20 protein-coding genes are annotated in these 23,857 nt (G+C 76.6%); 10 read left to right on the top strand and 10 right to left on the bottom strand.

Annotated elements, in window-relative coordinates; genetic code table 11:
* Positions 1–21: 21 nt before the first annotated feature.
* The 3 genes from DMB38_RS35055 to DMB38_RS35045 all read right to left on the bottom strand — a co-directional run bounded on the left by DMB38_RS35055 (position 22) and on the right by DMB38_RS35045 (position 5,009).
* Positions 22–2,952, bottom strand: a complete 2,931-nt coding sequence (locus DMB38_RS35055; RefSeq protein ID WP_125938569.1) for a hypothetical protein — start codon at positions 2,950–2,952, stop codon at positions 22–24.
* A 99-nt stretch (positions 2,953–3,051) separates the two neighbouring features.
* Complete coding sequence (locus DMB38_RS35050; protein ID WP_125938568.1) at positions 3,052–4,086, bottom strand: glutathione S-transferase C-terminal domain-containing protein; 1,035 nt, start codon at positions 4,084–4,086, stop codon at positions 3,052–3,054.
* Between the two features lie 110 nt (positions 4,087–4,196).
* Positions 4,197–5,009, bottom strand: coding sequence for a GNAT family N-acetyltransferase (locus tag DMB38_RS35045; protein WP_125938567.1), 813 nt, complete (start codon positions 5,007–5,009; stop codon positions 4,197–4,199).
* A 78-nt stretch (positions 5,010–5,087) separates the two neighbouring features.
* On the opposite strand from DMB38_RS35045, the gene DMB38_RS35040 reads away from it, so the two are divergent.
* Positions 5,088–6,161, top strand: a complete 1,074-nt coding sequence (locus DMB38_RS35040) for a DUF4037 domain-containing protein (protein WP_125938566.1) — start codon at positions 5,088–5,090, stop codon at positions 6,159–6,161.
* Here the strand turns inward: DMB38_RS35040 and DMB38_RS35035 are convergent.
* Both DMB38_RS35035 and DMB38_RS35030 read right to left on the bottom strand, forming a co-directional pair.
* On the bottom strand, positions 6,128–6,424 hold the full coding sequence (locus DMB38_RS35035; RefSeq protein WP_125938565.1) for a hypothetical protein: 297 nt from the start codon (positions 6,422–6,424) through the stop codon (positions 6,128–6,130). The genes DMB38_RS35040 and DMB38_RS35035 overlap by 34 nt on opposite strands.
* A 3-nt stretch (positions 6,425–6,427) precedes the next feature.
* Positions 6,428–6,904: a DUF2269 family protein gene (locus DMB38_RS35030; RefSeq protein WP_125938564.1), complete on the bottom strand. Its 477-nt coding sequence runs from the start codon at positions 6,902–6,904 to the stop codon at positions 6,428–6,430.
* A 74-nt stretch (positions 6,905–6,978) separates the two neighbouring features.
* Between DMB38_RS35030 and DMB38_RS35025 the strand changes: the two genes are divergently transcribed.
* Positions 6,979–7,320, top strand: a complete 342-nt coding sequence (locus tag DMB38_RS35025) for a helix-turn-helix transcriptional regulator (RefSeq protein WP_027742643.1) — start codon at positions 6,979–6,981, stop codon at positions 7,318–7,320.
* Entirely contained in the window at positions 7,317–8,027 is a 711-nt protein-coding gene (locus DMB38_RS35020) for a permease prefix domain 1-containing protein (protein ID WP_125938563.1), read from the top strand. Before DMB38_RS35025 ends, DMB38_RS35020 begins: the two co-directional genes overlap by 4 nt.
* Positions 8,028–8,179: 152 nt before the next feature.
* On the opposite strand, the gene DMB38_RS35015 is transcribed toward DMB38_RS35020, so the two are convergent.
* The 3 genes from DMB38_RS35015 to DMB38_RS35005 form a co-directional block, all read right to left on the bottom strand.
* The gene (locus DMB38_RS35015) at positions 8,180–10,495 is read right to left on the bottom strand and encodes a glycosyl hydrolase family 18 protein (RefSeq protein WP_125938562.1); all 2,316 of its coding nucleotides are present in this window, start codon (positions 10,493–10,495) and stop codon (positions 8,180–8,182) included.
* Between the two features lie 283 nt (positions 10,496–10,778).
* Positions 10,779–11,381, bottom strand: coding sequence for a response regulator transcription factor (locus tag DMB38_RS35010; protein WP_125938561.1), 603 nt, complete (start codon positions 11,379–11,381; stop codon positions 10,779–10,781).
* Positions 11,378–12,598 carry a histidine kinase gene (locus DMB38_RS35005; RefSeq protein WP_125938560.1) on the bottom strand — a complete coding sequence of 407 codons (1,221 nt, stop codon included), beginning with the start codon at positions 12,596–12,598 and terminating at the stop codon, positions 11,378–11,380. Before DMB38_RS35005 ends, DMB38_RS35010 begins: the two co-directional genes overlap by 4 nt.
* 191 nt (positions 12,599–12,789) lie before the next feature.
* Here DMB38_RS35005 and DMB38_RS35000 point away from each other — a divergent pair, with 191 nt between their 5' ends.
* From DMB38_RS35000 to DMB38_RS34990, 3 genes are all read left to right on the top strand, one after another.
* Positions 12,790–13,221, top strand: coding sequence for a hypothetical protein (locus DMB38_RS35000; protein ID WP_125938559.1), 432 nt, complete (start codon positions 12,790–12,792; stop codon positions 13,219–13,221).
* Positions 13,222–13,256: 35 nt separating this feature from the next.
* A complete protein-coding gene (locus DMB38_RS34995) occupies positions 13,257–13,874 on the top strand; it encodes a hypothetical protein (RefSeq protein ID WP_125938558.1) in 618 nt (205 codons plus the stop codon).
* A gap of 356 nt (positions 13,875–14,230) precedes the next feature.
* The gene (locus tag DMB38_RS34990) at positions 14,231–15,265 is read left to right on the top strand and encodes a P1 family peptidase (protein ID WP_125938557.1); all 1,035 of its coding nucleotides are present in this window, start codon (positions 14,231–14,233) and stop codon (positions 15,263–15,265) included.
* Positions 15,266–15,289: 24 nt separating this feature from the next.
* Here DMB38_RS34990 and DMB38_RS34985 read toward each other — a convergent pair whose 3' ends face one another.
* Together DMB38_RS34985 and DMB38_RS34980 are read right to left on the bottom strand one after the other, a co-directional pair.
* The gene (locus DMB38_RS34985) at positions 15,290–16,567 is read right to left on the bottom strand and encodes an MFS transporter (protein ID WP_240662638.1); all 1,278 of its coding nucleotides are present in this window, start codon (positions 16,565–16,567) and stop codon (positions 15,290–15,292) included.
* A gap of 203 nt (positions 16,568–16,770) precedes the next feature.
* A complete protein-coding gene (locus tag DMB38_RS34980; RefSeq protein WP_125938556.1) occupies positions 16,771–17,553 on the bottom strand; it encodes a TSUP family transporter in 783 nt (260 codons plus the stop codon).
* A 289-nt stretch (positions 17,554–17,842) separates the two neighbouring features.
* Between DMB38_RS34980 and DMB38_RS34975 the strand changes: the two genes are divergently transcribed.
* From DMB38_RS34975 to DMB38_RS34960, 4 genes are read left to right on the top strand one after another with little or no spacing between them, the layout of a single operon-like run.
* Positions 17,843–19,024 (top strand): ATP-grasp domain-containing protein, encoded by a 1,182-nt coding sequence (locus tag DMB38_RS34975; protein WP_125938555.1) that lies wholly within the window; start codon positions 17,843–17,845, stop codon positions 19,022–19,024.
* Positions 19,021–20,889 (top strand): IucA/IucC family siderophore biosynthesis protein, encoded by a 1,869-nt coding sequence (locus tag DMB38_RS34970; RefSeq protein ID WP_125938554.1) that lies wholly within the window; start codon positions 19,021–19,023, stop codon positions 20,887–20,889. The genes DMB38_RS34975 and DMB38_RS34970 overlap by 4 nt, the downstream gene beginning before the upstream one ends.
* Positions 20,889–22,634, top strand: coding sequence for an IucA/IucC family protein (locus DMB38_RS34965; RefSeq protein WP_125938553.1), 1,746 nt, complete (start codon positions 20,889–20,891; stop codon positions 22,632–22,634). Before DMB38_RS34970 ends, DMB38_RS34965 begins: the two co-directional genes overlap by 1 nt.
* Complete coding sequence (locus DMB38_RS34960; RefSeq protein ID WP_125938552.1) at positions 22,631–23,851, top strand: type III PLP-dependent enzyme; 1,221 nt, start codon at positions 22,631–22,633, stop codon at positions 23,849–23,851. The genes DMB38_RS34965 and DMB38_RS34960 overlap by 4 nt, the downstream gene beginning before the upstream one ends.
* The last annotated feature ends 6 nt before the right edge of the window (positions 23,852–23,857 follow it).

Genomic DNA, 23,857 nt, shown 5'->3' with positions numbered 1-23,857 from the left:
GCTACGGGCCCGGCGGCGGGGTCAGCGGTGGGCGCGGGCCCAGAGGGCGGGCCAGCCGGCGGCGGCGAGCCAGGAGGCGGGGGCCCGCAGGCCGCCGGCCGCGACGCCGTCCCAGAACGCGGCGGTGTCCGCGCCCAGTTCGCGGGCCGCGGGGAAGGCGCGCTGCCAGGGGCCTTCCGGGTCGTCGAGGGTGGTCGCCGGGAAGCCCGGCACGGTGACGGCGCGCGGCTCCGCGACGGCGGCCAGGGGTATCGCGGGCACGCGGCAGGTGACGGCGACGGCAGCCGCGCACAGGAGCGGGGCCGGCGGGCGCCGGGAGACCGCGCGGGCGAGGGCGGCGTCGTCCTCGTACAGCAACTGCCCGAGCGCCTCCCGGACCCGCAGGCCCATGAGCCCGATCGCGTACGCGGGCGCCACCGCGGGGCGCCGGACCAGGGCGCGCAGCGCCTTGGGCAACGGCCCGGCGCCGTCGAGGAGGTCGAGCTGCTCGAAGCGGTCGCGCAGCGCCGGGTCCAGCTCCGCCACGGCGGCGGCCAGCGGGCGCACGCCGGTGGCGGCCCACAGGTCCGCCGGGCGCACCGTCCCGTCGTCCAGGGCGCGGCGGCAGGCGTGGGCGAGTGACGCTGGGCCGAGGCGGCGCAGCCGGGTCAGGGCGGCCGCGGCTCCGGCGGGGGCGCCCGCCGCGGTGCCGGTACGGGTGCCGCGTACGGCACCGGCGGGGGCGGCGGGCACGGTGGCGGCCAGCGCGGCGTAGACCGCGGCCGTCTCGTCCGTGACCTGCTCCGCCCACGCCGCCTCCGCGAGCCGGGCCAGCTCAGGACCGGCGCGCGCCACCAGCCGCGGCGCCGCCCACCCGCGGCGCGCGGGCGCGGCCGGCGTCTCGTCGCCGGGCGCGGGTGCCTGCTCCGGCGGCTCGGTGCCGGGCAGGGTGGCGACCCAGCTCCGGAAGCGGTCCTCCAGCGCCTGATCGGCGGCGTCGTTGAAGCGGCCGGCGAGTTCGCCGACGAGCCAGCCGCGTTCCGCGGGGCGGGCCGGGCGCAGCTCGGCGTTGACGAGGATGCGGCCCTTGTCGTCGTGGAGCGCGGCCAGCGCGCTGCGGCCCTTCAGCGCGGCGTCGACGTAGTACGGGGTGGCGATGCAGTTGCCCATGTAGTCCGCCCACTCGGCGAGGGTGCGGGCGCTGCGGGCGAGCCGGAAGCGGGCGCGGGTACCGGGCACGAGGGTGGCGTCGACCGCGGCCAGCGGCGGCGGCACGGGGAACTCGCCGCTCAGCGCCTCCGCCACGTCTACGTCGGCGCGCAGGCTGCCGACCAGCCCCGCCCAGGTCTTCACGCCCTTGCCCGGCATGCCGCCGAGGGCGACGAGCTGCGCGGCGCCGGAGACCGCGAGGCCCACCGAGTCCAGCCGGGGCACCAGCGGTTCCGCGGCCGGCGGCGGATCGTGGTCCAGACCGAGCGGCCCGCCGTACGGGGTGACGGCCGCGGCCTCGTGGCCGTGCAACTGCGCGAGCGCGTCGGCGAGTTCCGCGTACCACAGCAGGTCGCCCAGTACCTCGGCGTCCCGGGGCGCCGCCGGCTCGCCCCGCGCGCGCCGGGAGGCCAGCCGGGCGGCGAGGGTGTCGCGGGTGCCGAAGCGGCCGAGCACCCACGGCGGGCTCTCGGCCCACTCCTCGGGCGGGCGGACGGGGCTGTAGCCGGTCGCGCGCCGCCAGCCGCTCAGGTCCACCGCCGCCCAGTCGTGCAGCACCTTCTCGGGCACCGGCAGCTCACCGCGGAGCAGCCGGTCGACCTCCTCGACGGCGACCAGCGCGTAGTCGCGGGCGCGCGCCAGGCGCGGCCGCACCTGTGTCTCGTACGGCACCTTCGCCGGGCCGTGCTTGAGCACCTGCCGGTGCAGCTCGCGGGCGTGGCTCGCGGGCCGGGCGGGCAGGCCGGTCAGCCCCGGGACGCGGCGGGCGGCGCGGGCCGCGGCGTCGTCGCCGGTGGCCGCGACGGCGGCGGCCAACTGCGCCTCCATGTGCGCGAGTCCGACGGCCGGGCCGTGGTCGGTGACGGCGACGGCGGTGCGCAGCAGCACGGTGGCGGCCTGGGCGTCCTGCACGATCCGGTGCAGCAGGGCGTGCCAGTAGGCGTCACCGGGCGTCCACCAGGCCGCGGCGAGCAGCGGTGTCCCGCCGGCCGTCCCGTCGTGCGGCGCCCACCGCAACACCAGTTCTTCCTCGAACTTCGCCCTCCGGGTGCGCAGTTCCGCCACCCGGCCCCGGCGGCCCTGGGTGGCGAGCAGCCGCTCGCGGCGGGCCTGCCGGGCGCGGCCGTCGAGCACCCGGTCCCACAGGTCGGTCAGCACCGCCGGGCGGCGAGGGCCGGGCAGCGGCCCGAGCACGCGGCCCAGATGCTCCGCGAGTACGGAGGGGGCGCCGCCGTCGACGGGGTCGACGCCCGCGGGTGCGTCGAGGGCGAGGATCTCCTCGACCTGTTCGGGGCCCAGCACGTCGCTGGCGGCGGCCGCGAGCCGGACGGCGCCCCAGCGCTCCTCCGCCGCGGCCCGCGCGGCGGCGGCGCCGACACGCTTGGTCGCGGCGGGGCCGAAGAGCGCCACCGTGGTCGCGGCCCGGTCGCCGAGCCGCCCGGCGTCCGCGGGGCCGAGCGCGCGCAGCGCGGCCAGGACGGCGTCGCGCTTGTCGCCGCGGGCGCCCGCGAGCCGCGCGGAGCGGAAGCCGCCGCCGAGGTCGACGCCCGCGCCGGCCGCGACCGCGCCGCCGGCCGCGACCAGCCGCTCCAGCGCGGCGACGGCGGCCGCGGCGGGCTCCTCCCCCGCCTCCGGCGGGCCGAGCGCGACGGGTGCGCCCGCGGGGGCGTCGGTCTGCCCGGCCAGCCGTACGGGCAGGCCGGAGCGGGCGGCCCAGGCCGCCTGTCCCGTAGTCACCACGCCGTCCGCCAGCCGGAATCTCATCCGACACAGGATGGCGGAGGCGGGCCCGCGCCGCCAACGTCATTTCCCCGGCGTGCGGATGGCGCGCATGCGCGGGCGGGGCCTGGGCGGCCGCCGGGGTCAGGGGCGGCCGGCGGCGGGGACGCGCTCCGCCTCGGGCGGCGGGGCCGGCGGGGTGCCGTCGCCGAAGGGGTACCCGCCCAACTGCTCGCGGTGGTGCGGGGTCAGCCAGCCGGAGAGGTCGGGCCCGGCGGGGACGACGCCGGTGGGGTTGATGCCCGTGTGGACCTCGTAGTAGTGGCGCTTGATGTGGTCGAAGTCGACCGTGTCGCCGAAGCCCGGTGTCTGGTAGAGGTCGCGGGCGTACGCCCACAGCACCTTGTCCTCCGCGAGTTTGTTGCGGTTGCACTTGAAGTGGCCCTGGTAGACGGGGTCGAAGCGGACCAGGGTGGTGAACAGCCGGATGTCGGCTTCCGTGATGGTGTCGCCGACAAGGTAGCGGCGGCCGGAGAGCCGCGCGGACAGCTCGTCCAGTTGCCGGAACACGTCGTGGTACGCGACCTCGTACTCGTCCTGGGTGGTGGCGAAGCCGGCCCGGTAGACGCCGTTGTTGACGTTCCGGTAGACGCCGTCCATCACCTCGTCGATCTCGTCGCGCAGCGCCTCGGGGTAGAGGTCGGGCGCGCCCTCCCGGTGCAGGGCGGTCCACTCGGTGGCGAAGTCCAGGGTGATCTGCTGGAAGTCGTTGGTGACGAGCTTGCCGCTGGGCACGTCGACGATCGCGGGGACGCTCACGCCGCCCGGGTAGCCGGTCTCGCGCGCGTCGTACGCCTCGCTGAGGAAGCGGATGCCCAGCACCGGGTCGCGGTCGCCGGGATCGAGGGTGAAGCGCCAGCTCCGGTCGTCCTGGATCGGGTCGGTGACGCCGATGGAGATCGCGGGCTCCAGGCCGAGCAGCCGCCGGGAGATGAGCGTGCGGTTGGCCCAGGGGCAGGCGCGGTTGACGACGAGCCGGTAGCGCCCGGCCTCGACGGGCCAGCCGTCCTCGCCGGCCGCGGTGATCCGGTCGGCGAAGTGGCTGCGGGAGCGCTTGAAGCGCTTCCTGCCGTACTCCGTGTTCCCCTGACCCGCCACGTCGCTCGGGCTGCTGCTCATCGCCGGCTCCTTCGTCGACCTGCCTGACACCACCGGCCCCATTGTCCAGTGCGGCCCCGCCCGCTGTCAGGCGATGCGGTGCCCGCCGGGCGCGTCGCCACACGGCCGGATCAGGGCTTTGCTCCGGCGGTGCGGTAGTGGTACATGCACAGCTCGCGGAACCCGGCGCGTGCGTAGAGCCGCAGGGCCGCCGCGTTGTCGCGCTCCACCTGGAGGTACAGGCCCGTCGCGCCGTGCGCCCCGGCCCACTCCGCCAGCGCGCCGAGCACCCGCCCGCCGGCGCCCCTCCCCCGCGCGGCGGGCAGGGTGGCCATGGCGAAGACGCCGGCCCAGCCGGAGTCGGCGACCGCGCGGCCCACGGCCACCGTCTCGTCGGCGTCCAAGACGCGGGCGTACGCGGACGGTCCCGCGACCCGGTCGAGCAGCCCCCACGCCGCGGCCCCCGCGCCCCCGCCGCGGACGGCGTGCCAGACGCCGAACCACGCGTCGCCCGGGCGGTCTTCGATACGCACCCGGAGCGGGCCCCCGGCCGGCTGCCCCGGAATCTCGGCGACCGCGGCGGCCTGGAGGGACACCGGGTGCGAGCGGTCGTAGCCGCGGCCGGCGAGCAGGGCGTCGAGCCCGGCGGGGCAGGCGTCCGGGGTGATCTGGAACCGCGCCGTGCCCCCGTGCCGGGCGTAGAACTCCTCGGCGCGCGCCACCCGGCGCGCCAGCTCCGCCGTCGCGGCGGACGTGCCGGGACCGCCGGGACCGTGCGGCAGCACCGAGGCCACCCACCACGAGCTGCCCGAGTCGTGCCGCAGCCACCAGCCGTCCGCGTGCTCGACCACTTCCGCGGGCAGCGCCCGCGCCGCCCGCTCCTGCAGCCCGCGCACGGTCTCGGCCAGGGCGAGGCCCGCGCCCGGGGACTCCGAAGGGATCATCCGGGCACTCTAGGACCGCCGGAGCGGCCGAAGAAACACGGTGGCAGCGGGCCGCCTCGGTCTGCCAGGGTGACGGCGATGAACGCCGCATTCCGCCCCGGTCTCGCGCTGGCCGGGGACTTCCACGCCGAGGCCGTCGCCCCTCTCCTGGACCGGGTGCTCGCCGGGACCCCGTACGCGGCCGCGCTGCTGGGCTGGGGCTCGGAGGTGCAGGGCTTCGACACACCGCGCTCGACGGACCACGCCTGGGGCCCGCGGCTGCAGGTGTTCCTCGCCCCGGCCGCCCACCGGGCGCATGCCGCGGAGCTGACCGCGCTGCTCGACCGGGAGCTGCCCGAGCGCTTCGGCGGCTACCCGGTGCGCTTCGCGTTCCCCGGCGGCACGGCGCCGCGGCACTGGGTCGACGTGCTCGACACCGGGGCGCACTTCGCGGAGCAGCTCGGCGAGGTGCCGGACGGCGGGCTGTCGGTGGGCGGTTGGCTGGCGGCGCCGTGGCAGGTGCTGCGGGAGCTGACGGGCGGCGCGGTGTTCCACGACGGCACCGGGATGCTCACCGCGTACCGGGAGCACCTCCGCTGGTACCCGGACCCGGTGTGGCGCTACGTGCTGGCGTGCCAGTGGCAGCGGCTGCACCAGGAGGAGCCGTTCGTCGGGCGCTGCGGAGAGGTCGGGGACGACCTCGGGTCCGCGGTGACCGCCGCCCGGCAGGCGCGCGAGCTGATGCGGCTGTGCCTGCTGATGCACCGGGTCTACCCGCCGTACGGCAAGTGGCTCGGCTCCGCCTTCGCCGCGCTCCCGGAGGCGGCAGAGCTGGCGCCGCTGCTCTCCGGTGCGCTGGCGGCGCGCGGCTGGCGGGAGCGCGAGCGGCAGTTGTCGCCCGCGTACGAGCGGGTGGCGCGGCTCCACAACGAGCTGGGGCTGACGGAGCCGCTGGCGCCGGAGGTACGCCCGTTCCACGAGCGGCCGTTCCTCGTCCTGGGCGCCGAGCGCTTCTGCGCCGCGCTGCTGGCGACGGTCCGCGATCCGGAACTGGCGGCGCTGCCGCCGGTGGGGTCCGTGGACCAGTACGCCGACAGCACCGACCTCACGGCGCACGGTTTCGCCGGCCGCCGTCGCCGCTACCTCGCCCGGCCCGGCGGACCCGTCGGCTGACGGGCGGGGCCGGCGGTCGTCCCGCGCAGCCGGCGCAGCACCAGCAGGCCGCCGATGCCCGGGACGACCGCCCGCGGCCGGGTGCCCGGCGCGGTGTGCGCCGGGGCCGTCGCCCAGGTGAGGGCGATGACCACGAGGTAGGCGGTGCCGTGCACCGGGCCGCCGAGGGCGGTGACGGCGCCGGTGTGCACGGTGGCCAGGTTGAGCAGCAGGGCCGCGAGCGTGACCAGTTCGACGGCGGCGGCGATCCGCAGCGCGCGCACGGCTCAGGCCCCCGTGGTGGAGCCGGGGCGGACGATCATCAGCACGACGACGACCGCCCACAGCAGGTTGAAGACCCCGGTGAGCATGGCCAGCCGGCCCGCGGCGGGCCGCAGCCCGTCGCCCTCCACGGCGGGGGCGTCGCCGCTCACCCGGGTGAGCATGCGCTGCTGTCCCGGCAGGATCGCGAGCGCGAGCAGGGCCGCGGCGCCGGCCGTCAGCACGATCGAGGCGAGCAGCCAGGCATCGGTCAGCACCCCGAGCTGCGCCCCCGTGGCCACGCCGAAGGCGGGGACGGCCAGGCCGACGACGGCGTAGGCGCGGCAGACGCGGTGCAGGAACGCGGGTGTCCGGTCGCGGTGCGCGGGGTCGGCGGCGGCCGACTCGCGGGCGATCCGGGGGAACACCGACGCCGCCACGGCGATCGGCCCGATGGCCAGGATCGCCGCGAGCACATGTACGGACAGCAGGACCTTCGTCACCGCACCCTCCCGGTGGTTTATATGTTGGCTACCAATACATAGCACACCAACAACAGGAGGTAGGGTGGGTGCCCATGAGAGGCGATCCGGTACGCGGACACTTGGACGGACTACTGCTCGCCGCGCTCGAAGGCGGCCCGCTGCACGGCTACGCGATCATCACCGCGGTGCAGCAGCGCAGCGCGGGCGCGCTGGAGCTGCGTACGGGCACGGTCTATCCGGCGCTGAACCGGCTGGAGCGCACGGGACTGCTGCGCAGCACCTGGGAGTCGGTGGGCGAGCGGCGGCGCCGCTGCTACGAGCTGACCGACGCGGGCCGCCGCGCGCTGGCCGACGAGCGCACCGCCTGGCGGGAGTTCACCAGCGCGATCGGCTCGGTCCTGGACCCGGGCCGCGCGCCGAGGCCGGCGACGTGACGGCCGCGGAACCCGGTGGCGCGGGCACCGGTGGCGCCGCTTCGGGCGCCCCCGGACGCGGCGCCGTCGAGGACCACCTCGCCGCCCTGGACGCCGCGCTGCACGGGCCCGCCCGCGTCAAGTCCCGGATGCTGGCGGAGGTACGCGACGGGCTCACCGACGCCGCCGACGCGCACGCCGAGGCGGGCGCGCCCTCCCAGGCCGCCGCGGCGGCCCGTGCGGTGCGCGACTTCGGCACCGTGGCGGAGGTCGGCCCCGCCTTCCAGCGCGAACTGACCGTCGCGCAGGCCCGGCAGACCGCCCGGATCGTCGCGCTCGTCGTCCCGTTCCTGATGGCCTGCTGGTATCTGGTCGGGGCCACGTCGGCGGACGCCGGCGGGCGGCTGCCCGCGGCCGTGCACGTGCTCACGGCCAACGTCGGCGGCCTCGCGGCGCTGGCCGCGCTGCTCGCCGCCGGCGCACTGGCCGCCACCGGCGCCGTCGCCCGCCGGGCGGCCACCCCGCGGCGGCTGCCCCTCGTGGTGGCCTGGACCGGCACCACCGCGGCGGTGGCGCTGGCGGTGAGCGCGCTCACCCTCACCGCCGGGGCCGTGGTGGCGCGGGACTGGCCGGCGGGCGCGCTGGCCGGCGCGGTCACCCTCGTCGCGCACACCCGGCTCGCGGCCTCCGCCCGCGCCTGCCGGCACTGCGCGCTGCTCGCGCGCTGACCGTACGCGTCCGCGTTCGCCCGCCGCCCGGGGCGCGCCCGCGCCCGCGGCGCCCGGACGGCGCGCCGCGGGCGGGACGGCGGGTCCGGCCGCGGGGCTGCGGCCGGACCCGGTCCGTACGGCGGTGGCGTACCGTACGGGCCCTCCCCGCTCTACGGGAGTCCGCGGTCCAGCGCGTTGAAGAGAGTGCCGTTCGGCAGGTCTCCGGACATCTCCCAGACCATCCCGCCGAGTAGCCCCTTCTGTCTGATGTATGCGGTCTTCTGGTCGATCGCCCAGGTGTCGTCGAAGGACCACCACTGGCCGTTCGGCCCGGTGTACCCGTACGTGGCCACGGACTGGGTGTCGTGGTGCACGGTCATGTTGGGCACCATGGCGACCAGGTTGTCGTAGCCGCGGTTGCCGGCCTCCTCCTGGAACTGGCCGGGCGCGGCACCGTTGGCGCTCTGCCACTCGCCGTTGGCGCCGCCGTCGGCCACCTGCTGCCAGCCGCGCCCGTAGAACGGGAAGCCGATGGTCAGCTTCCGCGGCTTGACACCCGCGTTGAGGTAGTGCTGCACGGCGCCGTCGATGCTGAAGTCGTTCGGGTACGGCGACTGCGCGTCCGGGTACAGGTTGGCCTGGTGGCCGGTGCGGTGGGGCTCCCACGAGTTGTCGCTGCCGGAGCCGTGGAAGTCGTAGCCCTGGACGTTGGCGAAGTCCATGTACCTGAAGATCTCCTTCAGGTCCCAGCCGGCGTCGATCTTCTTGGGGTCGGCGGGGGTGAAGGCGGTCAGCAGCTTGTGGTCGCCGCCCAGCGCGTCGAGCTGCCGCCGGAACTCGGCGATCAGCGCGGTGTTGTTGGCCTTGTCGTCGGGCGACCAGTGGTTGCCCGGGTGGCCGTCGGGTGAGCCGGGCCACTCCCAGTCCAGGTCGATGCCGTCGAAGATGCCGGCGGCCACGCCGGGGCCGCCGGCGCCGTTGTACGCGGGCAGGTCGCCCTTGATGTACATGTCGATGCAGGACTTGACGAACTTCTCCCGGGAGGCGGGCGTCTTGGCGACGTCGGAGAAGTACTTGGAGTAGGTCCAGCCGCCCAGCGAGATGAGGATCTTCAGGTGCGGGTGCTTGGCTTTGAGCTTCTTGAGCTGGTTGAAGTTGCCGCGCAGCTTGCCCCAGCCGTCGTCGGCGACGCCGTCGACCGACTGGCCGGCGGGGAAGGCCCGGCCGTAGTCGGCCTCGGCGTCGCCGGCGCCGTCGCCCTGGTTGGGGTCCTGCGGGTTCGGGGTGGTGCCCTTGGTGACGCCGTTGAGGCAGGTGAGGTTCTTCGGGTCGATGTTGGCGAAGGCGTAGTTGATGACGTCCATCTTGGCGGCTGCGCCGGAGGTGTCGAGGTCCTTCACGAAGTACTGGCGGCCGTAGATGCCCCACTGCACGAAGTAGCCGACCTTGGCGTAGCCGCCCTGGCCGACGGCCTCGTCGGTGGTGACCGTGAGGGTGTTGCCGGCGGGCGAGGCGTTGTCGGCGGCGTCCCGGGCCTTCACCGTGAAGGCGTACTGCGTCGCGGGCGTCAGCCCGGTCAGCGTGGTCGTCAGGGTGTCCGCGGGCACGCTGGCGACCAGCGCGGAGCCGCGGTAGACGTCGTAGGCGGCGACGCGCTTGTCGTCGGTCGCCGCGTCCCACCTGAGGCCCACGGTGCTGGACGTCACGGACGTGGACCGCAGGTTGGGCGGCGCCGTGGGCGGCACGGTGTCGGTCGCCGGGTCCACGGTCGTCGCGGTCACGGGGGCGCTGGGCGGGCCCTCGTTGCCGCGGGAGTCCTTGGCCCGGACGGTGAACTGGTAGGAGGTGGCGGGGGTGAGGTCGCGGACGGTGGCCTGGGTGGTGGCGCTGGCCGCCACGACGGCGCCGCCGCGCAGGACCTCGTACGAGGTCACCGGGAAGTCGCCCTGCGCCGCCGCGTTCCACTTCAGCGTCACGGTACGGGCGGTGGTGTCGGCGACGGCGACGCCGCCCGGTGCCTGCGGGGGCACGGCCGGGCTGCCGTCGCACTTGTCGCCGTTGATCAGGCAGCCGGTGGGCGCGGTCATCGGGCCGCTGCCGGTGAAGGTGTAGCTGTACGGCTCGGTATTGCGGCCGGCCGGGACGCGGGCGTTGTAGTACGCGGGCGTGACGGTGACGTGGCGGCCGTCGACCTTCGCGGTGCCGTGGGTGTGGTTGCTGATCGACACCCCGGCCGGGAGGTCGAACTCCAGCGACCAGTTCTCCACCGCGGCGGTGCCGGCGTTGGCCACCACGAACTTGCCCGTCCACGACGAGCCGCTGCCGGAGCTGCTGAACGTCGCGGTCAGCCCGGCCTGGGCGCTGGCCGGCGGGGCGAGCGTGGTGAGCCCGGTGAGCGCCAGCGCCAGCACGGCGAGGACGGCGAGCAGGCGCCGGGACACGGGGAACGATCTGAGGCGTAAGGGTGCGGCTCTCTGCACGGACACGGCTCTCCTTGTGGGGAAGACGGCGTCCACCCGCGCGGCGGGGAGTTCGCGTGCTCGGGCGGTCGGACGCGAATCGTGCGGTATAGACCTCTAAGACAGCCCCGGGTCGCGGACATGTCAATGCGGGCGACGGGTGCGCGGGACCGTACCAATCCGGACGGCCGGAGGACTCCGCCACGCTCCGATGCACCGGAAAGGACTGGACCAATCCCCTTAAATTTTACCGTCCCTTGACCCGCCCGGGGCTCGATCCACCCCCGGACAGGCGCCGTCGGCGCACCGCTCAGATCCAGCCCTGCTGCCAGGCCCGGTGCGCGGCGGCGTGCCGCGAGTTCGCGCCGAGCTTGGCCATCGCGGCGGAGAGGTAGTTGCGTACGGTCCCGGGCGCGAGGTGCACCTCGGCGGCGATCTCCGCGACCGAGGCGCCGGTACGGGCCGCGCGCAGCACCTCCAGCTCCCGGTCGCTGAGCGGGCAGTCGTCCTCGGTGAGCGCGGCGGCGGCGATGTCCGGATCGACGTAGCGGCGGCCCGCGGCGACGTCCCGGACGATCTCCGCGAGCCGCGACGCGGGGGTCGTCTTGGGCACGAAGCCGCGGACCCCCGCCGCCAGCGCGCGGCGCAGCACGGCGGGCCGGGCGTGCCGGGTGACGATGACGACCTGGGTGGGCAGTTCCGCGCGGATCTCCTCGGCGGCGGCGAGCCCGTCGGTGGGCGGCATCTCCAGGTCGAGCACGGCGATGTCGGGGCGGTGCTCGCGGGCGCGCAGCACCGCGTCGGTGGCGGTGGCCGCCTCGGCGACCACGTCGAGGTCGTCCTCCAGCGTAAGCAGCGCGGCCAGCGCGCTTCTGAGCAGGTCCTCGTCGTCGGCGAGGAGCAGCCGGATCACCGGGCGGCGCCGTTCGCCAGGCCCGGCAGCGAGGCGACGACCTCGAAGCGGTCGCCGTCGCGGGCCCAGGTCAGCTCGCCGCCGGCGGCGCGCAGCCGCTCGGCGAGCCCGGGCAGTCCGGACCCGCCGGCCGGCCGGGCGGCGGCGGCCGGTTCCGGCGCGCCGGCGCCGTCGTTGCTGAACCGCAGCCGCGCGAGACCGCCGGCCAGCCGGTAGTCGACCTCGGCGCGCCGGGCGCTGCTGTGCCGGAGCACGTTGGTGGTGGCCTCCCGTACGACCAGGCCCAGCAGGTGGCGCGCGGGCGCGGCGCGGCCGGCGGCGACCGCCGCGGGGTCGAGCGTCATCCGGGCGTCGATGTCGGCGGCGGCGAGCACCCGGGTCGCGTTGGCGATCTCGTCGTCGAGCGTCGTGCTGCGGTAGCCGTGCACCACGGCCCGGGTGTCGCGCAGCGCGTCGGCGGCCAATTGCCGTACGTCGCGCATCTCGGCGACGGCGCGCGCCGGGTCGCGCTCGGCGAGCCGGGCGGCCAGCTCGCTCTTGAGCGCGATGACCTGGAGGTGGTGGCCCTGGACGTCGTGCAGGTCGGCGGCGAACCGCAGCCGCTCGTCCTTCACCGCGACCTCCGCCTCCAGCCGCCGCGCCCGGTCCAGCCGCCCCGCGACGTCCCAGGCCCACAGCGGCCCGAGCAGCATCCACACGCTGAACGCGACCAGCCCGGCGGGGAAGAGCGCGGCGTACAGGAACTCGCCGTCCCCGGTGGCGAGGGCGACGCTGCCCCCCGGCAGCGTCGCCGACCCGACGGCGCCGCCGACGAACGCCAGCCGGCGGCGGCCGGTCAGATACGTGGCGCCGATCGCCACCGCGATCGCCGGGGCGAGGCCCCACAGCCCGTAGTTCTGCCGCAGCAGCGGCAGGACGGCGAGCACCGCGGTGGCGGCGAGGTCGGCGAGGAGCCAGCCGCGCGGCGGGCGTACGGGACCCGCGCCGTCCGGGTCCGAAGGTGCCAGCCGCGCGCTGAGCAGCACCGCGCCGGCCACCGCCGCGACGGCGAGCGCCGCCACGGCCGGGACGCGGGCCCACGCCGGTACGTCGCCGTCCAGCAGCCAGCCGCCGTACAGGGGCAGCAGGCACAGCACCGCGGTGCCGGGCACCGCCCACCACGTGTACCTGCGGAAGCCGGTCAGCCCGGTCCCGCCTTCGCTCACCCCGTCGCGCACGCCGACATTGTGGCAGCAGCCGCACGCCCGCGGCCCGTGCCGTACGGCCCGTAGCCGCATGACAGATGTCACGCGCGCACGTGACGGCGGCACGCCCGGACGTGCGGCTTCGGCACTACTGGCGCTCCCGCCGCGGCGCCAGTCTGGAACGGCGCCGGGATACCCCGGCCCCGTACCCGAAGGAGAGCGCAGTGCAGGCACCCGTCGAGACCGCGGCCCGGCCCGCGGCGCAGCAGGGCCACGGCTGGTGGCACTTCGCGCGCCACTACGTGGAGATGGTGGTGGCGATGGCCGCCGGGATGCTCGTCTTCGGCGCGCTGGTGCGCGGCGGTCTGGAGCTCGCCGGCCTGGGGCTGTCCGCGGAGCGCCACCCCGAACTGGCGAGCCTGGAGATGGCGTTCAGCATGTCGGCGGGCATGGCGCTGTGGATGCGCCACCGCGGCCACGGCGCGCGGAGCACGGCCGGGATGTGCGGCGCGATGTTCCTGCCCGCGGCGGTGCTCTTCCCGCTGCTGTGGCTGGGCGCGGTCTCCCCGGACTCGCTGACGGTGCTGGAGCACCTGGCGATGCTGCCGCTGATGCTGCTGGTCATGTTCCGCCACCGCGCCGAGTACGGCGCCTGACCCGCCCGATCCCCCGTGCGTACCGAGGAGTTCCCATGTCCGTGACGACGTACCCGAAGACCCCCGCGGGCGGGAGCGCCCCCGCCGGGAACGGCCCCGCACGGGCGCTGCTGCGCCGCTGGCCGACGGCGCTGGCGCTCGCGCTGACCGTGCCCGGCCTCTTCTCCGGCGGCGACGGCGACCCGGACGGCGCGGTCGACGCCTTCGGCGAGGCGCTGCCCCTGCTGCCGCTCCTCTACCTGATCGTCGCCCAGGCGGGCCGGCCGCGCTGGACCTGGCCGGTCCTCGGCGCGGGCGTCGCGGTGATGGTCGTGCTGCGGACGACGGGGCTCGTGGCGCCGTCGACCGTGCTGGTGGCGGTCGCGGCGGGCCTGCTGCTGTGGGGCGCCGTCCGCGGCACGCCGCACGGCGGGGCGGTCTTCGGGCTGCAGAGCGCGGGCGCGGTGCTCTTCTGCGGGCTCGCGGTGGCGGGGCTCGCGGTCGACCCGGACCTGGGGCGGTACCTGGTGGCGGCGGGCTGGTTCTTCCACGGCGTGTGGGACTTCGTCCACCTGCGGATGCGTGGGCTCGACGGGATCGTGTCCCGGACGTTCGCCGAGTGGTGCGGGGTGGTGGACGTGGTGATCGCCGCCGAACTGCTCTTCGCCCACTGACGGTACGGGCCCGGTGGCGCGGCGCCCCCGCCGCCGGGTCTGCCTCTCCGCCTGCGGTCACGGGAGGGTCCCCGGACCCGCGTGTGAGCCTGGGGCGCCGGCGACGGACCCGCGGTGGTCCGTCGCGGCCTTCGGTGATCCGGCGGCGCCCGCGGAGGGGAGTACGGCGTGGCAGGGTGGCGGGAGCGGGTGTTGTCGAGGCCGGGTGCCCCTGCGCGGCAGCGCGGCGGGATCCAGTCGCCGGCGATGACGCCGGACGGGCGCCACGTGATCACCGGAGGCGGCGATGGCCCGCCGCGCATCCGGCGGCCGGCGCCGCCGCCGGCGCCGGCGAAGGGGGCGTAGCCTGCGTCTTCATGGACGAACTCGCCGCGCCCGCCGGGCGCCGCGCCCGGGACCTGGGGCTGGTGGCGGGCCGGTTCCCGGCCGGTCCGTACGGAGCGATCACCGATGTGCCGGGCGTGCGCGTGGGGCACGTGACGCTGCGCGAACCCCCGCTGCTGCACAGCGGCGTCACGGCGATCGTGCCCGGCGACGTGCATCCGGCCGCGCCGCTGCCCGCCGGGGTGTTCACCGGGAACGGGTACGGCAAGCTGATCGGCAGCACGCAGCTCGCCGAACTGGGCGCGCTGGAGACGCCGGTGCTGCTCACCTCGACGCTGTCGGCGTTCCGGGCGGCCGACGCGCTCGTCGGCTGGATGCTGGAGCGGCCCGCGTGCGCGGACGTGACCAGCCTCAACCCGGTCGTCGGCGAGTGCAACGACGGCGTGCTGTCGGACATCCGCGCCCGGCCGGTACGGGAGGAGCACGTCCGCGCCGCGCTCGACGCGGCGGCCGGCGGCCCGGTCGCCGAGGGGTGCACGGGCGCGGGCACGGGAGTGGCGGCGCTGGGCTTCAAGGCCGGCGTGGGCACGGCGTCGCGGCTGGTGGAGGCCCGGGGGCACAGCGCGTGCGTCGGCGTCCTCGTCCAGGCGAACTTCGGCGGCACGCTGCGCGTCCTGGGCCGCACCGTCACCCCCGCGGACCTCGGCGTCCCCGGCCCCGGGGCCGCGCCCGAGGCCGGCTCGTGCATGGTCGTCGCGGCCACCGACGCGCCGCTGGACGCCCGGCAGTTGACCCGGGTGGCGCGGCGGGCGGTCTTCGCGCTGGCGAGGACGGGCGCGGCGTACGGGCACGGGAGCGGCGACTACGCGATCGCCTTCGGCGTGCGGCCCGGCGGCCCGCCGCCGGCGGACGCCGCTCTCGACCCGCTCTTCGAGGCGGTCATGGACGCCGTCGAGGAGGCGGTGCTCAACTCGCTGCTGGCCGCCACCACGACGACGGGCCCGGCGGGCCGCACCCGGTACGCCCTGCCCGCCGGCCGGCTGCTCCGGCTGCTCGGCCCGCGCTGAACGCTTCTCCCGGGCGCCGGAGTCTCAGCGGTCGCGGTCCGCGCACGCGGCGTCGTCCACCGGTTCCTTCTCGCGCCGCGGGGCGGCCCCGGGGGCGTTCTTGACGTCCGCCACCGCGGGGCGGCGCTCGCCGACCGCGGGGGCGAGGAAGATCGCCGTGGCGACCAGCGCGAGGACGGCGATCATCGCGGAGCGCAGCCCGTAGTGGTCGCCCAGGAAGCCGAGTCCCGGCGGGCCGACCAGGAAGGCCGCGTACGCGATCATCGCCACCATGCTCACCCGGGCCGTCGGGTTCGGGCCGGAGTCGCCGGCGGCCGAGATGGCGACCGGGAAGCCGAGTGAGGCGCCGAGCCCCCAGAAGAGCACGGCGGCGCCGGCGGCCACCGGATGGTCGACGAAGATCACCACGACGAGCCCGAGGGCCGCCGAGATCGCGCTGGTCCGGATCACGAGATAGCGCCCGAAGCGGTCGATGAAGAAGCCGCCGCAGAAGCGGCCGACGGTCATGGCGGTGGCGAAGCCCACGTACACCAGCGAACCCAGCGCGGCGTCGAGGTCGTGGCCGTCGACCATCAGCAGCGGCAGCCAGTCGGTGGCCGCGCCCTCGGCGAGCGCCATGGCCAGCACGACCGCGCCGATCAGCAGCAGCCGGGTGTCCTGCCACAGCGGGCGGCCGCCGGCCGCGCCCTCGCTCGCCTCGGCGGCGTCCGCCTCCGCGGCGGCGGTCGGCTTGCCGACGCCGCCGGGTATGTCGCCGAAGGAGGCGAGGAAGACGGCGAGCGCGACGCCGGACATGATGATCAGATGCCACTGCACGGGGAAGCCGGCGGCCGTGGCCAGCATGCCGAGGCTCGCGCCGAGCACGGTGCCGAGGCTGAAGAACCCGTGCAGCGCCGTCATCACGGACCTGCCGAGCAGCCGCTCGACCTCCGCCCCCTCCACGTTCAGCGCGACCTCGCCGGAGCCGCCGCCGAGGCCGAACACGAAGAGCCCGGTGGTCACGAGGGCCGCCGACGAGGCGAGCGCCCCCGTCCCCACTCCCGCGACCCCGAGCGCGATCAGCACCGTGCCGCCGCCGATCACCGGCCGGGTGCCCATCCGGGCCACCAGCGCCCCCGAGCTGGCGATGCCGATGGTGGAGCCCACGGACAGACCGAAGAGGATCAGGCCCATCTCCGCGGTGGACGCCCCCAGCTCGTCGCGGACGTCCGGGGTGCGCGTCACCCAGGACGAGAGCGACAGCCCCGGTATGAGGAACATCAGGGACAGCGACAGGCGCCGGCGGCGCGAGACGGTGGCCATCGGGGGCTCTCTTTCGAAACGGTGACTCGTCAGCGCCGGGGCGACGGCCGTGCGGGCATAGCAGGGGAACCGTGTCGCGGCACGGCTCCTCCCGCAGTGTCGTTCCGACCCCGCCGCGGGCTCAAACCCATTTCGGTACGTGGACTCGTTTCACGGGTTTCGGCGGCTCCCCCGTGCGGCAGGGGGCCGGGATCGCTGAGTGGTCAGCCCAGTACCTGCACCACGTAGAGCACGCCGACGCCGGTCGCCATTGCGGCGAGGAGGAGGCGCAGGGCGGTTTCGGGCAGGTGGGGTTGGAGGCGTGCGCCGAGGTATCCACCGAGGAGTCCGCCGGCCCCGCAGGACAGGCCCAGCAGCCAGTCGGGGGCGGCGTCGGCCGTGGTGGTGAGGGCGAGCAGTGCGTAGGTGGTCGCGCCGACGATGGAGGTCACGAAGGTGGCGGCCAGAGCCGCGGGCGCGACCGTGGCGACCGGTGTTCCGCGGCCGACGAGAATCGGGCCGAGCAGGGAGCCGCCTCCGATTCCGTAGATGCCGCCGACCACGCCGACGACCAGTGCCAGCGTTCTCGTGGCGGGTGGCGAGAGCGGACGCGGGTCACGGGCCCGCGCCGGACGTACGGTCCGCAGCCACAACCACAGCCCGAGCGGCAGGAGAAGCGCCGCGACGAGCAGGCGAAAGACGCGCGGGCCGGGGACGGCGAAGACACGGATCACGGCACCGAGGACGACACCGGGCAGGGTGCCGGCGATGAGCAGGCGGGTCAGCGGCCCGCCGCGACGGCCGGCCCGCCGGTAGCGGAAGAGGGCGCCGGGACCGGCGACGACGTTGTAGAGCAGGTTCGTCGGTGTCACCGCCGGGCTGGGCACGCCCAGCACGCTGACCTGGACGGGCAGCAGAATGACCCCGCCGGAGACACCCACCGGCGCCGTGACCACGGAGATCGACAGCCCGGCGGCGAACCCGAGGAGTCCCGTCGACCAGTCCACGACACCCCCTTCGTCAGGCGGCCTGCACCCGGTGCCCGGTGAAGGCTCCGGTTCAGGTGCCTCCCGTTCTCGCGGACATCGGCCTCACCCCTGATCCAACCGTCTCCCGGGGAGGTCGACAACCGCTGTCCGGACCCGGGGACGACGCCGGTCGCGCGGCTCCGGGGCGGCGCGGACCCCCGGCGGGTTTTCCGGCCCCGTGCACCGGCGGGTGATCGACGGAGTAAGGTAAGCCTTACCTCTGCCGCCGGTGGCGGGTGCTTCCAGAAAGGTGTCAGGTCAGGATTCCGTGCGGTTATATCTGCTGGCGCGCAACCCCACCGACTCGGTCACGGACGGCTTCCTCCCCGCCGCACGCCGCCTCGGCCTCGACGTCACCGTGCTCACCGACCAGCCCGCCGCCCACCGGCTGCGCGCCCCGGAGCCGGAGACCCTCGGCTGCGACGTACGCGACTTCCGCGCCGTGATCGGCCGCATCTCCGCCCACCACCGGCCGGACGCGGTCTTCACCAACAGCGACCACCTGCAGACGCAGGCCGCGCTCGCGGCGGGCTACTTCGGGCTGCCCGCCAAGGACTGGCGGGCCGCCCACGCCACCAAGGACAAGGCCGAGATGCGCCGCCGGCTCGCCGCCGCGGGCGCGGAGCCGGTATGGGCTGCGGAGCTGCCGGCCGGCGCGGACCCGGCGGCGCTGGACGTGCCGTACCCGTGCGTGGTCAAGCCGCGCGAGGGCGTCGCCAGCGAGGACGTGGTGCTGGCGTCCGACGCGGCGGAGCTGGTGCGGCGGTGCGCGGAGATCCGGGCGCGGCGGCCGGGCGAGGCGCTGGTGGTGGAGGAGTTCCTGGCCGGCGAGCTGTACACGCTGGAGACGCTGGGCGACGGCCGCGTACGCCACCTCCTCGGCGGCTTCCACACCGAGCTGTCGCCGCCGCCGCACTTCGTCGAGGAGCACATGTCCTACGTGCCCGCGCACCCCGGCCCGGTCACGGCCCAGGTGCTCGGGCAGCTCGACGCGCTGGGCGTCGGGTTCGGCGCCTGCCACACCGAGTTCGTGGTGAGCGGGGGCCGGGCCCGGCTCGTGGAGGTCAACTACCGCGCCATCGGCGACCAGTGCGATCTGCTGCTCGCCCGGCTGCTCGGCATCCCGCTCTTCGCGCACATCCTCCGTACGCACCTGGGCGAGCCGCTGCCCGCGGACCTCGGGGCGCGGACCGACGGGCGGGCCCGGCTGTCCTACCCGTGCGCCCGTACCGCCGGGACGCTGACGGCCGCGCCGGGCCCCGCGGACCTGGTGGTGGACGGGGTGGAGCTGACGTACCGGCCGCTGCGCGCGGTGGGCGAGCGGCACGAACTGCACCGCACCAACCGCGACTTCCTCGGCGTGGCCCGCGGCATCGGCACCGACCAGCGACGGGTGGACCGGGCGGTGGCGGACTTCCTGGCCGCGCAGCGCTGGGAGATCACGCCGTGACCGGGGCCGCGCCGGACTCCGGGGCCGGCGTGGACGCCGAGGAGGCGGAGCTGACGCTGCGGGTGCTGAGCGCGCTGCTCCGCGAGGACGCCGCCGGGCTGCGCACCCGTACGACGGCGCACGACCGGGCAGACGGGCGCTGGCTGCGGCTCGCGGATCCCGCGGGGCCCGGCGCGCTGCTGCTGCCCGTGGCGCCGGACGGCTTCCAGGGCGCGTACGGCGCCCGCCTGCCGCTGCTGCTCCGCGAGTGCGGCGCCGCGACCACCGAGATCACCGGGCTCGACGCCGTCCTCGCCGCCCTGGCGGGCCGCGCGGAGCCCGAAGACCGCGGCGGCTTCGCCGACTTCGCCGCGGAGTGCCGGCAGGCGCTGGCCGCGGCGCGGCTGCACGCCGCCACGCGGGACGGGACAGCGGCGGCGCTCACCGCGCGGTACGGGGCGGAACCGGCGCGCTGGACCGGGCACGCCGGCACCCTCGCGTACGACACGCTCGCCGCCCGCCTCGACCACCCCGTCTACCCCGCCTCACGAGCGCGCGCCGGCCTCACCGAGGCGGAACTGCGCGCCTACGCCCCCGAGTTCCACCCCCGCTTCGCCCTGCGCTGGCTCGCCCTGCCGTACGACGCGCTCACCCTGCGCGGCGCCCTCGACCCGGCCGCCGCGCCGGACCCGCCCGCCGCCTGGCCGGCCCCCTCCGCCCTCGGCCTGCCGGCCGCGCTCGACCGCACCCATCTCGCCCTGCCCGTCCACCCGCTGACCCTGGGCGGCCCGCTGGACGGGGCGCTGCGCGCCACCGGTCTGGCCGCACGGGCGGCGCTCGCCCCCGTTCCGTACCTGGACGTGGTGCCGACCCTCTCCATGCGCACCGTCGCCTCGGCCGCCGACCCCCGGCTGCACCTCAAGCTGCCGCTGGCCACCGCCACCCTCGGACGGCGCAACCGGCGCACCGTCAAGCCCGCCACCCTCGCCGACGGGGCGACCGTCCAGCGGCTGCTGGAGGCCGTCGTCCGGCGCGAGCCGCGCTTCCGCGAGACCGTGCTGCACGCCGACGAGACCGCCTACGCCCACGCGGGACACGATCTCCTCGCCGCGCTCCGCCGCCGCCAGCCCGCCGGGCTCGACGGCGCCCTCGTCGTCCCGCTGGCCACCCTGCTGGCCCCCGCCCCCGGCGGCGGGCTCGTCGCCGACCACCTCGCGGACCGCTGGTACGGCGGCGACCCCCTCGCCCTCCTCGACGGCCTCCTCACCCCGCTCTTCGACTTCCAGACCACGCTCTTCGGCTACGGCATCGCGCTGGAGTCGCACCAGCAGAACGTCTCGCTCGTCCTCGACCAGCCCGGCCGCACCGCCGGCGGACGCCCGCGCGTACGGCTCCTCTTCAAGGACGACGACGGCCCGCGCATCCACCACGCCCGGCTGCGCGCCGCCCTCGGGCCCGACGCTCCGGGCCCCGGCGACTTCGCCGACCCCCGCACGCTCTGCGACGGCGACGCTCCCGTGGCCGACGTCTTCGCCACGATCACCGTCCATCTATGCGCCGGTGCCTACGCGTTCGGCCTCGCCCGGCACGGCCGCGCCCCGCTCGCGGCACTGCTCGCCCTCGTACGCGACCGCCTCGCCGGGGCCGTGGCCCGGCTCGGCACCGGACCCGGCGAGCCGGGCGCCGTGCTGCGCGCGCACGTGCTGACCGCCGGGCACCTGCCGGTGAAGGCGATGGTCACCGCCGGGACGCTTCTGTCCAAGGAGCGCTCGGGCGCGGCCGACATCAACAAGCACTACACCACAGGACCGAACTACCTCCGCGCCGCCGCCCCCGGGCCGCGGCCCGGCACCGTCCCGTACCCGTCCACCGGCTGGAACCGTTGATGCCCCTTACCGCCTCACCCGCCACATTGCCCGCGTCGGCCTCCCCCGCCGGCCTGCCGACCGCCGACGAGGCCGTGGCGCACACCCTGCTCAACTGCCTGCTGCGCGAGGTCTGCGGACCGGGGCGGCAGGCCACCGTCGACGGCGGCCGGCTGCTGCTGCGGCTGCCCCGCCGGGGCGTGCTGCTGCGGGTGGCGGTGCGCCGCACCTCGCTGCTGGGCGCGCACCGCTTCCGCGGTCCGGCATCCGAGTGGCGCGACGGCGAGTGGGCGGAGGCCGGCTGGCGGCGGCTGGCGGAGCTGGTACAGGACGAGCTGTCGGCGCGTACGGGCGTGCGCAACGACGAGTTCCCGGAGCAGGTCGCCGCCAGCCACCGCGGCACGGCCGACGCGCTGGCGGCCGTACGCGAACGGCGGGCGCCCGCGGCCGGCGCCGGGCCGCTCGCCGCGTATCTGGACTCCGAGCAGTCGCTTCCGCTCGGCCACCGCTTCCACCCCACGCCCAAGGCCCGCGACGGCGGCACCGCCGCCTGGTCCGCGTACGCCCCCGAGGCGGGCGCCGCCTTCCCGCTGCGCCACCTCGCGGTACGGGCCCACCTGACCGCCGAGGAGACCGCGCGGCCGGGTGCCGCCGCCCCGCTCGACCGGCTCCGCCCGGTCCCCGACGGCTACCGGCTGCTGCCCGTCCACCCCTGGCAGCACGAACTCCTGGCCGGCCACCCGGCGCTGCGCGCCGCCCTCGACCGCGGCGACGTGCTGGACCTCGGCACCGGCGGCCCCCCGTGCACGCCGACCGCCTCCGTGCGCACGCTCCACACCGGCGACGGCTTCCTGAAGTTCAGCCTCAACGTGCGCATCACCAACTGCGTGCGCAAGAACTCCCGTTACGAGCTGTCCGGCGCGGTCGCCCTGACCCGGCTGCTGCACCCCGTGCTCGACGCCCTCGCCGCCCGCCACCCCGCCGCCGCCCTGCTCCGCGAGCCGGCCTACCGCGGCCTGGCGCTGCCGGGACCCGGCGGCGCGCCGGACCCGGCGCTGCTCGAAGGCTTCGGGGTGATCGTGCGCGACGGGCTGTCGGGCGTGCTGCGCCCCGGCGTCACCCCGCTGCTCGCCGCAGCCGTCGCCGACGAGTACCCGACGGGCAACGCGCACCTCTCCCGGCTGCCGCCCACCGCCGCCCCGCAGACCGCCCTCGACTGGTGGTCCGCGTACCTGGAACTGCTCGTCCCGCCCGTCCTCGCCGCCTACTTCGACCACGGCGTGGTGCTGGAGCCGCATCTGCAGAACGTGCTGCTGTGCGTCGACGGCGAGGGGATGCCGGCGCAGGTGGTCTTCCGCGACCTGGAGGGCACCAAGCTGCTGCCCGGCCGGCACGCCGGCGCGCTCGCCGCGCTGCCCGCGGAGGTGGCGGGGCCGATGACGTACGACGCGAGCCGCGGCTGGCACCGGGTGGTGTACTGCCTGCTGGTCAACCACGTCGCCGACATGCTCGCCGCGCTCGCCGACCTGCACCCGCGGGCCGAGGCCGCGCTGTGGGCGCGGGTCCGCGCCGTGCTGCTGGACTGCGCCCGCGACCTCGGCGACCCGCCCCGGCTGCGCGCCCTGCTCGGCGGTGCGCCGCTGCCCGCCAAGGCCAACCTGCTGACCCGCTGGGGCCGCCGCGCGGACCGCGAGGCGGGCTACGTCCACCTGCCGAACCCGCTCGCCGCCCCCTCCCCCGACTCGCCCCGCCGGAGCCCCCGTTGACCGCCCCGACCCCCGCCGTGCTGGCCCGCCTCGGCGCCCTGGCGCCCGGGGAGCTGCCCGCGTACGTCTACGACCTGGCGGCCCTGCGCACCCACGCGGCCGCCGTACGCGCCGCCCTCCCGGCGCCCGTCGAGCTGTACTACGCCGCCAAGGCCAACCCGGAACCGGCGGTCCTGGCCGCCCTGGCGCCGTACGTCGACGGCTACGAGGTCTCCTCCGGCGGCGAACTCGCCCACGTCGCCGCCGCCGTGCCCGGCCGCCGCCTCGCCTTCGGCGCGCCCGGCAAGACGCCCGGCGAGCTGGCCGCGGCCCGTGCGGCGGGGGTGCACCGCGTGCACGTCGAGAGCCTGCACGAGCTGCGTGTGCTGGGCGCGCTCACCGCGGACGCCGCGCCGGACGCGGGCACGGACGTCCTGCTGCGCGTCAACCTGCCCGTCGCCGACGGCTCGCTGGCGGGCAGCGCGCTGGCCATGGGCGGCCGGCCCTCCCCCTTCGGCCTGGATCCCGCCGACGCCGAGGAGGCGGCGCGGCTGCTCGCCGGGGGCGCGTACCCGGGGCTGCGGCTGCGCGGCGTGCACGCGCACCTGGCCAGCGGGCTGGACGCGCCGCGGCTGCTCGGCGTGGCGCGCTCGGTGGTGGCCGGGGCGCTGCGGCTCGCCGGGCGGGCCGGGCTCGGCGCGCAGGGGCTGGAGGTGAACGTGGGCGGCGGCATGGCCGTCGACTACGCCGATCCCGGCGGCCGGTTCGACTGGCGCGCGTACGGCGACGGCCTCGCGGAGCTGGCCGCGGCGCACCCCGGGCTGACGCTGCGTATCGAGCCGGGGCGGGCGCTCACCGCGTACTGCGGCTGGTACGCGACCGAGGTGCTGGACGTCAAGCGCAGCCACGGCGAGGAGTTCGCCGTGGTCCGCGGCGGCACCCACCATCTGCGCACCCCCGCGGCGAAGGGCCACGACCAGCCCTGCACCGTCCACCCCTCGCCCCGCCCGTGGCCGCACCCCTGGCCGCGGCCGGCGGCGCGCGGGGCGGAGGTCACGGTCGCCGGGCAGTTGTGCACGCCGAAGGACGTGCTGGCGCGGGGCGTCCCGGCGGCGGGGCTGCGCGCCGGGGACCTGGTGGTGTTCTCGCTGGCGGGCGCGTACGCCTGGAACATTTCGCACCACGGCTTCCTCATGCACCCGCACCCCGGCTTCCACTTCCTCGACGGACCCGGGTAACCCGGC

Origin of the sequence: Streptomyces sp. WAC 06738, from assembly GCF_003945505.1 — a bacterium.
GTDB lineage: Bacteria > Actinomycetota > Actinomycetes > Streptomycetales > Streptomycetaceae > Streptomyces.
Note: the sequence above shows the minus strand (reverse complement) of the source record. Positions and strands in the feature narration are given on the sequence as shown.

Coding starts and splice junctions, on each gene's coding strand:
- DMB38_RS34985 (WP_240662638.1), bottom strand. CDS start 16,567: ATGGCCACCGTCTCGCGCCGCCGGCGCCTGTCGCTGTCCCTGATGTTC.
- DMB38_RS35040 (WP_125938566.1), top strand. CDS start 5,088: ATGAACGCCGCATTCCGCCCCGGTCTCGCGCTGGCCGGGGACTTCCAC.
- DMB38_RS35025 (WP_027742643.1), top strand. CDS start 6,979: ATGAGAGGCGATCCGGTACGCGGACACTTGGACGGACTACTGCTCGCC.
- DMB38_RS35055 (WP_125938569.1), bottom strand. CDS start 2,952: ATGAGATTCCGGCTGGCGGACGGCGTGGTGACTACGGGACAGGCGGCC.
- DMB38_RS35050 (WP_125938568.1), bottom strand. CDS start 4,086: ATGAGCAGCAGCCCGAGCGACGTGGCGGGTCAGGGGAACACGGAGTAC.
- DMB38_RS35045 (WP_125938567.1), bottom strand. CDS start 5,009: ATGATCCCTTCGGAGTCCCCGGGCGCGGGCCTCGCCCTGGCCGAGACC.
- DMB38_RS34990 (WP_125938557.1), top strand. CDS start 14,231: ATGGACGAACTCGCCGCGCCCGCCGGGCGCCGCGCCCGGGACCTGGGG.
- DMB38_RS34965 (WP_125938553.1), top strand. CDS start 20,889: ATGCCCCTTACCGCCTCACCCGCCACATTGCCCGCGTCGGCCTCCCCC.
- DMB38_RS34995 (WP_125938558.1), top strand. CDS start 13,257: ATGTCCGTGACGACGTACCCGAAGACCCCCGCGGGCGGGAGCGCCCCC.